At 73.7% G+C, this 13,125-nt stretch carries 5 protein-coding genes; 3 read left to right on the top strand and 2 right to left on the bottom strand.

Going from position 1 to position 13,125, the window contains the following annotated elements; all coding sequences use genetic code 11:
- Positions 1-7 precede the first annotated feature (7 nt).
- The gene (locus ACGFU6_RS24010) at positions 8-748 is read right to left on the bottom strand and encodes a Type 1 glutamine amidotransferase-like domain-containing protein (RefSeq protein WP_393613710.1); all 741 of its coding nucleotides are present in this window, start codon (positions 746-748) and stop codon (positions 8-10) included.
- Between the two features lie 249 nt (positions 749-997).
- Here ACGFU6_RS24010 and ACGFU6_RS24005 point away from each other — a divergent pair, with 249 nt between their 5' ends.
- Entirely contained in the window at positions 998-1,993 is a 996-nt protein-coding gene (locus tag ACGFU6_RS24005; protein WP_393613708.1) for a LuxR C-terminal-related transcriptional regulator, read from the top strand.
- A 59-nt stretch (positions 1,994-2,052) separates the two neighbouring features.
- Here ACGFU6_RS24005 and ACGFU6_RS24000 read toward each other — a convergent pair whose 3' ends face one another.
- A complete protein-coding gene (locus ACGFU6_RS24000) occupies positions 2,053-10,881 on the bottom strand; it encodes an amino acid adenylation domain-containing protein (RefSeq protein ID WP_393613706.1) in 8,829 nt (2,942 codons plus the stop codon).
- 402 nt (positions 10,882-11,283) lie between these two features.
- Here ACGFU6_RS24000 and ACGFU6_RS23995 point away from each other — a divergent pair, with 402 nt between their 5' ends.
- Together ACGFU6_RS23995 and ACGFU6_RS23990 are read left to right on the top strand one after the other, a co-directional pair.
- Positions 11,284-11,754: a cobalamin B12-binding domain-containing protein gene (locus ACGFU6_RS23995; RefSeq protein WP_393613704.1), complete on the top strand. Its 471-nt coding sequence runs from the start codon at positions 11,284-11,286 to the stop codon at positions 11,752-11,754.
- On the top strand, positions 11,741-13,054 hold the full coding sequence (locus tag ACGFU6_RS23990) for a methylaspartate mutase (protein ID WP_393613702.1): 1,314 nt from the start codon (positions 11,741-11,743) through the stop codon (positions 13,052-13,054). Before ACGFU6_RS23995 ends, ACGFU6_RS23990 begins: the two co-directional genes overlap by 14 nt.
- Positions 13,055-13,125: the final 71 nt, after the last annotated feature.

The raw sequence follows: 13,125 nt of genomic DNA, 5'->3' as shown, positions 1-13,125 counted from the left end.
GAAGGGGTCAGTACCGGGTCGGCGGCAGCAGACGCGGCTCCAGACGCTCCTCCCGCACCCCGTCGCCCTCGCACGTCACCACGTAGGCCCCCTTGCCCGCAGACTCCGTGACCGCCTCCACGAGCCGGGTGTCGTGATAGACGAGCCCCACTCCGTCGTCGGTGCAGTGCGCCGTCGGAAAGGTGCCGTCCGCGACCAGCCGGTGGATCAGCGGCCGGCGGCCCGGATCGGAGTCGTAATGGACACCGTTGCCGTACGGCAGGAAGCCGAGCGCGTCCGCCACCGGCCGCAGTTCCGGTCCGTACGAGTCGGTCGCGCCGCCCTCGAACCAGCAGATCGACCCGGCGCTCACCCCGCTCAGCACCACCCCCGCCCGCCAGGCCCGCCGCAGCGCCCGGTCCAGGCCGTGCACCCGCCACACCGCCAGGAGATTCGCCACCGACCCGCCCATGACCCACACGACGTCGTGGTCGAGGAGGGCGCCCTCCACGTCGTCCACGTTCGGCATGGGGAACAGGTGCAGCGGCGTCAGGTCGAAGCCCGCCACCCTGGCCGCCTCGTGCATGCGCGCGCTGACGTGCTCCGCGTCCCCCACCGCCGTGCCCAGGTACAGGATGCGCGGACGGCGGCCGTGCACCCCCGAGAGGTCGACCGCGTGATGGACCAGGGAGTCGAACAGCACCCGCGCGCGGGCACCGGCGCGATGCCCTCCGGAGGTGGCCAGGACAGTCGGCTGGGAGGCAGGCATGCGCGCGATCGTAGCCCCGCCGGGCCCCGCGCGGCGCCCCGGCCGCCCCGAACGCAGGTCATGGGGAGCGTCCGCCACAACGTGGGTGGTCCGCCCGCATCCGCCGCCGCCCGGCCCCCGCTCTACTGGGACCAGGCCGACGGAGTCCCGCAGCGGCACGGGACCGTTCCGCCCCGGCCCGTCGAGCGTCGTCCGATTCGACTCGTGACCAACAGGTGCCGTACGGCCGAGACAACAGGAGTGAAGGACATGCGGACCTCTCTGGGTATCGACCCCCTCGCACGGAGTGTCTATCTCGCCATGGTCGACCTGCCCGGGGCCGGAGTCGCCGAGCTGGCAAAGCAGTTGGAGGAGGCCGAGGACACGGTCAGGGAACGGCTGGAACGGCTGTCCGCCCTGCTGCTCCTGGTCCCGGGCGACACCGCCACCGGCTGGCGGCCGGTCGACCCGGGGGTGGGGCTGGCCGCGATGCTCGCCAGACAGCAGGACGAACTCGCCCGCCACCGGCTCCAGGTGGAGGACAGCCGGCTCGAAGTGACCCGGTTGCTGTCCGAGCACGCCCTCGGCGGCCGGGACAGCAAGCCCGGCGTCGAATGGCTGGCCGGTGCGGACGACGTGTGGCGGCGCGTCGCGGAACTCGCCGAGGGGTGCCGGCAGGAGTGGCTGACCGTCGGCCCCACCGAGCGGCTCGCCGCGCCCCTGGCCGAGTCCGCCCGGCCGGTCGACGAGATCCTGCGCCGGCGCGGTACCCCGGCCCGCACCATCGTCCTGGAGAGCGTCCGCAACGACCCCGAGGTGATGGGCCGGGTACGGGGCAACGACGAGCGGATCGGCTCGATCCGCACGCTGCCGTCGCTGCCCGCGTGGATGATCCTCTGCGACCGCACCCACGCCGTGGTCCCGGTCGTCAGCGCCCGGTCCGTCGTCGGCGCCATGGTGTGCGGCGTCGGGTCGGTCACCGAGGCGTTCGCCGCCCTGTTCACCCGCCTCTGGCAGGAGGCGCTGCCGCTCGCCGAGGCGCGCCCCCGGACCCGGGGCGGTCTCTCCCTCCAGGAACAGCACGTGCTGCGGCTCTGGGCCCAGGGACTCACCGACGCCGCCGCCGCCCGAAGGATGGACGTCTCGCTGCGCACGGTCCGCCGGCTCTCCGAGAAGCTGACCGACCGCTTCGGTGCGCAGAGCCGCTTCCAGCTCGGCGCCCTGGCCATCGCCCAGGGCGGCATCCAGGCCGAGGACATGGTCTGAGGCCTGCGCCGCGTGACCGTACGCCCCCACCGCTGCCGCAGCGGCGGGGGCGTACTCCGTCATCCCGCCGGGGCGAACTGTGCGTTGATCGCCGCCATCATCAGGTCCGCGATGTGCTGCGCCAGTCCGGCGGGGGTCGGGTGGTCGAACACCGCCCGTACCGGTACGTCGACCCGCAAGGCCTTGCGCAGCCGCGACGCGACCTGTGTGGCGAGCAGCGAATGCCCGCCCAGCTGGAAGAAGTTGTCGTGGACGCCGACGCGTTCGATGCCCAGGAGCTCCGTCCAGACCGCCGTGATGTGCCGCTCGACGGTATTGCGCGGCGCCGTGTACGACGTTCCGAGGTCCGGCCGGCTGCCGTCCGGGACCGGCAGCGCCGCCCGGTCCACCTTGCCGTTCGCGGTCAGCGGCAGCCGCTCCAGCACCATGAACGCCGCCGGGATCATGTAGTCGGGCAGCCGGCACCCCAGGTGCGCGTGCAGATCCGCGACGCTCGGCGCGCCCCCTCCCGCGGCCACCAGGTAGGCCACCAGCCGCTTGTCGCCCACCGTGTCCTCGCGGACGGTCACGGCGACCTCGCCGACACCCGGATGGGTGAGCAGACTGGCCTCGATCTCGCCCAGTTCGATGCGGTTGCCGCGGATCTTGACCTGGTGGTCGATCCTGCGCAGGAACTCCAGCTGCCCGTCCGCCCGCCACCGGACCAGGTCGCCGGTCCGGTACACCCGCCCGCCGACCTCCTCCGCCCCGAAGGTGACGAAGCGCTCCTGCGTGAGGTCCGGGCGCCCGAGGTATCCGCGCGCCACCTGCACCCCGCCGACGAGGAGTTCACCGGGAACACCGACCGGCTGCGGTGTGCCGTGCTGGTTCACCACGAAGCACCGGGTGTTGGCGACCGGCCTGCCGATCGGCGGGACCGCGTCCCCGGGGACGCACACGGTGGAGGTGGCGACGACCGTGGTCTCCGTGGGGCCGTAGTTGTTGACCACGCGGAACGGCAGCCGGGCGCGCGGCGGCATGCGCAGCCGGTCGCCGCCGGTCAGCACGTAGTCGAGGGTGCTGTCCGGTGCCCAGTCGAGCGCCGACAGCGACTCCAGCATGGGTGTGGACAGGAACGTGGCGTGGATGCCGCGCTCGCCCAGCCAGTCCCGCAGCAGCTGCGGGGCGAGCCGGACCTTCTCGGTGGCGACGCAGCAGGTCGCTCCCCTGGTGAGGCCGAGCCACAGCTCCCACGCCGCCGCGTCGAACGCGATCCCCGCGAGGAGCGCGATCCGCTGGCCGGGCTCGAGGCCGTACTCGGCCGCCGTCCAGTGGACCAGGTTGACCAGGCCGCGGTGCTCGACCTGGACGCCCTTGGGGCGGCCGGTGGAGCCGCTGGTGTAGATGAGATAAGCCAGGTTGTCCGGGGCCGCGGCCGGCTCCGGGTCGGTGACCGCTTCGCCGTCCAGCGGGCCCCCTTCCGCATCGCACTCGTCGAGCAGCAGCAGCGGTACGCCGGGCGGGAGCCGGTCCGCGTACGCGGCGTGGGTGAGCACGACCGGGGTCCCTGTGTCCCGCACCATGTACGCCAGCCGCTCGACCGGGTACTCCGGGTCCAGCGGCACGTACGCCGCCCCGGACTTCAGCACCGCCAGCTCCGCAGTCACCAGATCGGCCCCCCGGCCCAGGCACACCGCCACCGGCATGTCCGGCCGGGCTCCGTACCGGGCCCGCAGATGGTGGGCGATCCGGTTGGCGCGCGCGTTCAGCTCGCCGTAGGTCAGTTCGGCCCCCGGCCACTCGACGGCCACGGTGTACGGCTGCCGGGCCGCCCGCTCCTCGAAGAGGCCGTGCACGGTGGCCGTGTCGGGAGAGGCGGCGGCGGTGTCGTTCCACTCGATGACTGACGTCCGCCGCTCGGCCGGGGTGAGCACGCACAGCTGCGACAGCCGGGCCCCGGGGGCGCCGGCGACCGCATCGAGCAGCGTGCCCAGGTGACCGGCCAACCGCTCGACGGTGTCCCGTTCGAAGAGGTCGGTGCGGTACTCCAGCGTCCCGCGCAGGCGGCCGTCCGGAGCTTCGGACATCATCAGGCTCAGGTCGAACTTGGCGTCCGGCAGCGTCACGGCGAACGGCTCCACCTCAAGACCCGGCAGGCCCCAGGTGTGAGTGTCCGGCGTGTTCTGCAGCGCGAACAGGACCTGGAACAGCGGGTTTCGCGATGGGTCACGGTCCGGTGCCAGCTCCTCCACCAGGCGTTCGAAGGGGAGATCCTGGTGGTCGTACGCGCCGAGCGCGGCTTCCTTGACCCGGCCGACGAGCTCGGTGAACGCGGGATCGCCGGACAGGTCGGTGCGCATCACGAGGGTGTTGACGAAGAAGCCGATCAGCTCCTCGGTCTCGGCCCGGTTGCGGCCGGCGATCGGGCTGCCGACCGCGATGTCGTCCTGCATGGTGTATTTGGCCAGAAGCACCTGGAACGCGGCCAGGAGGACCATGTACAGGCTCGCGTCGTTCGCCGTCGCCGCCGACCGCAACCGAGTGGCGACGCCCACCGGTACCTCGAACGCCACGGTCGAGCCGCCTTCGGGCGGCCCCGCCGGACGGTGGTGGTCGCTCGGCAGCTCCAGGGGTTCCAGCCCGGTGAGCCGGTCCCGCCAGTAAGCGAGTTGCTCCTCCAGCAGGCCACCGGTCAGCCGCTCCCGTTGCCACACGGCGAAGTCTGCGTACTGGACGGGCAGTTCGGGCAGCCCGGCCGGCGCCACCCCTATTGCGGCCGCCCGGTACCTCTCGCGCAGCTCCCGCGCCATGACGCCCTCCGACCACCCGTCGGCCGCGATGTGGTGCACCGTCAGCAGGAGGAAGGCCTCGTCGTCGGCGAGCCGCACGAGACGGGCGCGCAGCAGCGGGCCCGCTGCGAGATCGAACGGCTCGCCCGCCTCGGCCTCCGCGAACCTCCTTGCCTCGGCGCCGCGTTCCGCCGGATCCAGGATGTGGCGCAGATCGTGGACGGTCGCCCTTACCGGCGTCGGGGGGTCGATGACCTGCCCCGGCTCACCGTCCCGGGGGACGAACCGGGTCCGCAGGATCTCGTGCCGCGCCACCATTGCGGTCAGCGCCGTGTCCAGCGCCGTCACATCCAGTACGCCGCGCACATGCAGCGCGAACGGTACGACGTACTCGGCGCGGCCCGGCTCCAGCTGGTCCAGGAACCACAGCCGCTGCTGGGCGTAGCTCAGCGGCAGCGGACCTCCGGTCCGGGGGGCGGGCATGATGCGCTCCGCCTCATCCGGGTCGAGCTCCGCCACGAGGGCCGCCAGCGCGGCGAGGGTCGGCGCCGCGAACACGGCCCGCACCGGCACCTCCACGCCGAGTGCCGCCCGCAGTCGCGAGGTGACCTGGGTGGCGAGCAGCGAATGGCCCCCCAGCTCGAAGAAGTTGTCGTCGACGCCGGTGATCTCCGTGTTCAGCACCTGTGACCAGGCAGTCGCCACGGCGCGTTCGGCCGGTGTGCGCGGCGCGGTCCTCTCCGCCGCGGGGCGGGGCCGGGGGGCGGGCAGCGCACGCCGGTCCACCTTGCCGTTCGCGGTGAGCGGCAGCCGGTCCAGCACCACGAAGGCGGACGGCACCATGTAGTCGGGCAGTTCGCGGCGCAGCCTGGCGCGCAGTCCCTCGGCGGCCGGTGCCGGCCCGGCCGGTACGACGTACGCCACCAGGCGCTTGTCGCCCGGGGCGTCCTCACGCAGGACGACGGTGGCGGCCGTGACCTCCGCGCCGGCCAGCAGCACCGATTCGATCTCGCCCGGTTCGATGCGGTGGCCGCGCAGTTTCACCTGGTCGTCGAGGCGTCCCAGGAACTCCAGCTGCCCGTCGGGCAGCCACCGCACCCGGTCCCCGGTGCGGTACACCCGCCGGGGCGTGCCGTCGATGTCGAGGGTGGCGAACCGCTCCGCCGTCTGCTGCGGCAACCCCTGGTACCCGCGCGCCAGCCCGGCTCCGCCGACCAGGAGTTCTCCCGGGACCCCGATCGGCACCGGCCGGTCGTGCCGGTCGACGACATGGACGACCGTGTTGCGTACCGGCCGGCCGATCGGCGGCACCGCAACCCCTGGTACCACCTCGGCGGAGGTCGTGACCACCGTCGACTCGGTCGGCCCGTAGTTGTTGACGACGCGGAACGGCAGCCGCAGCCCTGGCGGCAGGCGCAGCGCGTCACCCCCGGTGAGGACGTACGCCAGTGAGGTCGCCGCCGGCCAGTCGAGCGCGGCCAGCGCCTCCAGCATGGGTGTGGAGAGGAACGTGCCGTGCACCCGTCGTCCGGCCAGCCAGCGCTTCAGCAGCTCAGGGGTGCGCCGCACCGCGTCGTCGGGCACGCACACGGTGGCGCCGGCCGCCAGCGCGGGCCACAGCTCCCACGCCGCCGCGTCGAAGCCGAGCCCCGCGAGGTGCGCGACCCGGCGGCCCGGCGCCGTGCCGAAGCTCTCCACCGTCCAGTGGACCAGGTTGACCAGGCTCCGGTGCTCGATCTGCACGCCCTTGGGGCGGCCGGTGGAGCCGCTGGTGTAGATCAGGTACGCCAGGTCGTCCGGGGCGGCGGCGGGTTCCGGGTCGTGGGGTGCCAGGTGCTGGACGAGCGGCCAGTCCCGGTCGGTGAGGAAGCGGTGGGGCGTGCGGGGCAGCCGGTCCGTGTGCGCGGCGCCGGTCACCACATGCGCCGCTCCGGAGTCCTCGATCATGAACGCGAGGCGGTCGGCCGGCAGTTCCGGGTCCAGGGGCACATACGCGGCCCCCGACTTCAGCGCCGCGAGCAGCGCGGTGATCTGGTCGGGCCCGCGCTCCAGGCAGACGGCGACCGCCCGGCCGGGCCCGGCCCCGAGCGACCGCAGGTGCCGGGCCAGCCGGTTGGCACGCTCGTTCAGCTCCCGGTACGTCAGCTCCCCGGCCCCCGACAGCACAGCTGCCGTACCGGGCAGCAGCGCGGCGCGCTCCTCGACGAGGCGGTGCGCCGTCGTGGCGGCGCCGGGGGAGAGGGCCGAGGCCCCGGACCACTCGCCCAGCACCCGCCGTCGCTCGGCGCCTGCCAGTACCTCCAGCTCCGACAGCCGCTGCTCCTGGCCCGTGACCGCCGCTTCGAGCAGCGTGGTGAAGTGACCGGCCAGCCGCTTCGCCGTCGCGCGCTCGAACAGGTCCGCGGCGAACACGAGATTTCCGTCGAGCGAACCGTCGGGCCGCTCGGTCAGGAACAGTGTCAGATCAAACTTGGCCTCCTCCGCCCGCACCGCGAACGGCTCGACCTGAAGGCCCGGCAGTCCCCAGGAGTTCCCGTCCGGCGTGTTCTGAAGCACGAACATGCTCTGGAACAACGGGGTGCGCGACAGGTCCCGCTCCGGTGCCAGTTCTTCCACCAGCCGCTCGAACGGCAGCTCCTGGTGGTCGAACGCGCCGAGTGCGGTGTCCCTGACCCGGTCGAGCAGTTCACCGAAGGCGGGGTCGCCGGACAGGTCGGTGCGCAGCACGAGGGTGTTGACGAAGAAGCCGATCAGCTCCTCCGTCTCGGTCCGGCCGCGACCGGCGACCGGGCTGCCGACCGCGATGTCCTCCTGCCCGCTGTACTTGGCCATGAGCAGCTGGAACACCGCCAGCAGGGACATGAAGAGGCTGGCGCCGTGCCCCGCCGCAGTACGCCGGGCCGCTTCGACCACGTCGGCGGGCACGGTGAAGGCGACCGCGTCACCTCGGCCCGACCGCTCGGCGGGGCGGCGGTGGTCGGCCGGCAGCTCCAGCGGCTGCAGACCGGCGAGCCGCTCGCGCCAGTACGCCGCCTGCCCGTCCAGCGCCGGGCCGTCCAGGGCCGCCCGCTGCCAGGCCGCGAAGTCCGCGTACTGGAGCTCCAGCGGCAGGAGTCCGGCTTCACGGCCTGCGGCCGCCGCCCCGTACAGCTCCCGCAGCTCCCGGGCCAGGACGCCCTCCGACCAGCCGTCGGAGACGATGTGGTGCAGCGCGATCAGCAGCAGCCACTCCTCGTCGGCGACCCGTACCGCCAGCGCTCGCAGCAGCGGCCCCGCCGCCAGGTCGAACGGCGTTCCCGCCGCCTCGCGCAGGATGCCGAGCGCCGCGTCTTCGCCGGAGCCCCGAGCGTCGTGCACCTCCACGGCCACGTCTCGCGGCGCCTCGACGAGCTGGACCGGGCGGCCCGTGCCGTCCGCGACGAACCGGGTCCGCAGGACCTCGTGCCGGGCCACCAGTGCGGTCAGCGCGGCCCCGAACACCTCCGGTGCGAAGGGGCCCGTGACCCGCAGCCCGGCCGGGACGACGTATTCGGCCCGTCCCGGCTCCAACTGGTCCAGGAACCAGAGCCGTTGCTGGGCGAACGACAGCGGCAGCGGCCCGGCCGACCGGTCCGCGCGCGGTATCGCCGTCACCGTGCCCGGGGTGAGCGCGTCGACGGCCCTCGCCAGCAGTGCGGGGGTCGGCGCCTCGAACAGGGTGCGGTGCGGCACGTCCACGCCCAGGTCCCGGCGCAGCCGGGAAGCGACCCGGGCGGCCAGCAGGGAGTGCCCGCCCAGCTCGAAGAAGTCGTCGTCGGCGCCCACCGGGTCCACGCCCAGCACCTCGGCCCAGATGCCGGTGACCGCCAGCTGTGTCGGTGTGCCGGGCGCCTTGTACGCGACGGAGAGCTCCGGGCGGTCGCCCTGCGGCGCCGGCAGAGCCTTGCGGTTCACCTTGCCGTTCGGCGTCAGCGGGAGCCGCTCCAGCGTCACGTACCGGCCGGGCACCATGTGCTCCGGCAGCACCCGCGCCAGGGCCCGGCGCAGACCGGAGGCCGCAGGACCGGCGCCGTCCGCCGCCACCAGATACGCCACCAGGCGCTTGTCGCCCGGGACGTCCTCGCGGACCACGACCGTCGCCGCCGCCACGTCCGGCCGGGCGAGCAGGGCGTTCTCGATCTCGCCGAGCTCCACCCGGTGGCCGCGCAGCTTGACCTGGTCGTCGATCCGGCCGAGGTAGACGAGGCGACCGTCCGGCAGCCACTTCACCAGGTCCCCGGTGCGGTACACCCGGGCGTCCGGGTCCGCCGAGAACGGGTGGGGCACGAACCGCTCCGCCGTCAGATCGGGCCGCCCCAGATAGCCGAGGGCCACGTTCACCCCGCCGATCAGCAACTCGCCCGGCACGCCCACCGGCTGGACCTCGCCGTGCGCGCCGACCACGAAGACCTCGGTGTTGTCGATCGCGCGGCCCATCGGCACGTGGTCCGCCGCGGGGTCCACCGACACCGTCCGGCTGACCACGTTGCCCACGGTCGCCTCGGTCGGCCCGTACTCGTTGACGACGGCCGTGTCGTCCACGCCGCTCACCAGCATCCGGTGCGTCAACGCCGGAGTCAGGTCCTCGCCGCCCGCCACCACCGTCGCGATGCCGTGCCGCAGCCCGTCCCGCTCAAGCCGGGCTGCCAGCAGCTCCAGGTGGGAGGGCGTCGCCTTGAGGAAACTGATCCGCGCGCCGCCCGCCAAGAGATCCACGGCCGCGTCGAACACCGTCTGCCCGGGACCCGGGCTCGGAACCGTCAGCCGCAGCCCCTGCACCAGCGGGAGGAAGAGCGCGGTGACCGTCAGGTCGAAGGCCGCCGACGAGCACAGCAGCGAGCCGGTCCCGGCCCCGGGCGCGGCCGGGTAGTTGCGGTCGCACCAGTGCAGGTAGTTGACGACGCCCCGGTGCGCCACCCGGACGCCCTTGGGGCGGCCCGTCGAGCCCGAGGTGTAGATGACGTAGGCCAGGTCGTCGGCGCGCGCCTCGACCGGCGGGGCCGATCCGTCGCCCTGCGGCCAGCCGCTGTCGGTGAGCAGCAGTTCGGGGCCCGCCGCGAACAGGGAGGCGTGCGCGGACTGGGTGACCACCACCGGCGCCGCACTGTCACCGACCATGTAACGCAGCCGCTCGGCCGGATAGGACGGGTCCAACGGCACATACGCCGCGCCGGACTTGAGGACCCCGAGCAGGGCGCACACCAGATCGGCGCCGTGGTCCAGGCACACCGCGACCAGTGCGCCGGGCCCGACGCCCCGCTCGCCGAGGTGGCGGGCGAGCCGGTTCGCCCGTTCGTCCAGCGCACGGTAGGTCAGCAGATGCCCGTCATGCTCCAGGGCGACCGCGTCCGGGTGCCGCGTGGCGCTCTCCTGGATCAGCCGGTGGACGGTGGACGTGTCCGGGAACGCGGAGCGCGGGCCGTTCCACTCGGTGAGGATCCGCGTCCGCTCGGCCGCCGTGAGCATCTCCAGCGCGGACTGCCGCGCGCCCGGTGCCTCGGCGGCGGACCGGGCGAGGACACCGAAGTGGTCCGTCAGACGTTCCGCCGTGGCCCGGTCGAACAGGTCCGTGCGGTAGCCCAGGACACCATGCACCGCGTCGCCGTCGGCGGCGAGCTCCAGAGTCACCTGCGCCGCGGGCGCGAACACGGCCGGAGCCCCGCCCGCCGGGTGCCACGCGAAACCCGGGGCGCCGTCCAGCGCACCGCCGGCCGCCGCCGCGAGCTGCGCGAACGGCAGCCCGCGCCGCGCACGCAGGGCCGCCGCGACATGTGCCAGCGCGTCCTCGAACAGCGGGTCGCCGTCCGGACCCCGTACGGCCCGTGTCCGTCCGTCGTCACCCCGCACGACCACCGGGACATCGGCCCGGCCGCTGTGCCGTGCGATCAGGGCCTGGAACACCGTCAGCAGGGCAGCCGGGAGATCCGTCCCCCGCTCGTGCGCCGTGGCGGACAGCGCCCGTGCCGTCATGGCCGGTACGTCGAAGAGGACCCGGTCCAAGGGGCCGGGCCCGTCGTCCGACGGCCGCCGGTCCGCCGGCAGCTCAAGCGGCTCCAGGCCCTCCAGCGCGTGTCGCCACTCCTCCACCTGGTGATCAGCCACCGTTCACTCCCCATCATCGTCAGCACGTTGTCAGCGGTACAAGCGGTACAAGCGGCGGTCGCAGCAGAAGCGGCACAAGCGGTGTGAGCGGTGTGAGCGGTTCGGTGCCGAGGACGTCCGCGCTCAGCACGTTAGGACGCGTGCGCGGGCGCCCCCAGTGGGCACAAGTGACGCCCCGGCGGCTGGCCACAAGTGCCCAGTGCCGCCAGGGATCACCGCTGACCACGATGGACGACGTCACCCGCCGACAGCCCGGACGTCCGGAGCCGACTCCCCGAAGTGCCGCCTAACACCCGTAACAAGCAAGGGACTTCGGGAACCCGACCAGGACCGGGCACGCCCCGGATGACCGGCCCGATCGCAGCGATCGCGGCCCCTACGGCGTCGAGAGGAAAGCCGGTCTTGTACCAGCGTCATCAGCCCCCGGAGAGCCCGCCCCGCGCGGTCCTTAGCACCATCCCCTCGGACGCGCACACCTGGAACCTGCTGTTCCTCCACCTCCTGCTGGAGGAACAGGGATGGGAGGTCACCAACCTCGGAGCCTGCGTCCCGGTCGACACCCTGGTCACCGAGTCCGCCGCACAGCCCCCCGGCCTCGTCGTCGTGAGCACCGTCAACGGCCACGGCGCCGAGGAGGCCCCGGCCTTGGCCCGCGCACTGCGTGCCGTGCCCGCCCTGGCCCGGGTACCGCTCGTCATCGGCGGCAAGCTCGACACCGAGGGTTCCGTCGCCCCCGACGCCCATCCCGCGCTCACCGAGGCCGGCTTCGACGCCGTCCTGACCGGGCCGAACGCCGTACCCCGCCTGCTCGCCCTGCTCGACTCCCTCTCGCAGCGCGGGCACGGAAGGGCCTACGCCGATGCCGTCCGCTGACTCCGCCACCGGCAGCGCGACACCGCGCCCCGGCCCCGTCCAGGGCGGGGTCTTCCACCGCTTCATGGCCGACGCCGCCCGCTCCGGCACACTCGTCGTCCAGCCCCGCATGGGGTTCGCCGACCCCGCCAGGATGCGCGCCGGACTCCTCGCCACCCGTGGCGCCGCCGCCACCACCGTCGGCACCCTCACCCTCGACAGCTTCACCCGCGTAGGCGACTACGCCGCCGCCGCCCGCGCCGCCGCCCGGGGACACCCGCTCAACGGATACCCGCTCGTGAGCATGCCCCTCACCACCACCACCGGGCTGCTCGACGGCGTCCGGGGCGAGGACTTCCCCGTCCAGGTACGGCACGGCTCCGCGCAGCCCGGCCGCATCGTCGAGGCACTGATCGACGCCGGACTCGACGCCACCGAGGGCGGCCCCGTCTCCTACTGCCTGCCCTACGGGCGCACCCCGCTGGCCACCTCCGTGCGGGCATGGCGCGAGGCCTGCCGCACGCTCGCCGCACTCCGGACCTCCGGCATCGAACCGCACCTGGAGAGCTTCGGCGGCTGCATGCTGGGCCAGCTCTGCCCGCCCTCGCTGCTCATCGCCCTCTCCGTGCTGGAAGGCATGTTCTTCCGGCAGCACGGCCTGCGCAGCGTCTCCCTGAGCTACGCCCAGCAGACCAGCGCCGAGCAGGACGAGGAAGCCGTCCACGCGCTGCGCGCCCTGGCCGCCGACCACCTCCCGGACACCTCGTGGCACGTGGTCGTCTACGCCTACATGGGCGTCTACCCGGAGACCAGGTCCGGCGCGCTCGCCCTCGTCGCGGACGCCGCCCGCCTGGCGGCAAGGACCGGAGCCGCACGCCTCATCGTCAAGACGGCCGCCGAGGCCGCCCGCATTCCGTCGGTCGCCGAGAACGTCACGGCACTGGAGACGGCCACCGACGCCGCGCGGTCCGTGCGGCGCTCCGGGCCACCGCCGTCCACCGGCATCGAGGAGGAGGCCCGCGCCCTGGTGGAGGCCGTCCTCGGCCTGCACGACGACATCGGCCAGGCCCTGATCCGGGCCTTCGCCCGTGGCTACCTCGACGTCCCCTTCTGCCTGCACCCCGACAACGCGGGCCGCACCCGCAGCGTCATCTCCGAACAGGGCCGGCTGGAGTGGTCCCGCACCGGCTCCCTGCCGCTCGGCCCCACCACAGCCGTGCACAGCTCCCGCCGCCTGACCTCGTCGGGACTGATGTACGCGCTCCAGCACGTCAAGACCCGCTACGACGCGCCCGCCGGCCCGCTCGCCCGAGCGAACTGACCGCGCGTCACCCTTCCCCCTCCGGTGCCCCTCCCGGGCCGGTGAACCGTACGTCGACCGGACAAGGACCG

Source organism: Streptomyces sp. NPDC048462 (genome assembly GCF_043200175.1).
Lineage (GTDB): Bacteria > Actinomycetota > Actinomycetes > Streptomycetales > Streptomycetaceae > Streptomyces.
The sequence above is the reverse complement of the archived record's forward strand: the minus strand, read 5'-3'. Positions and strand labels throughout refer to the sequence as shown.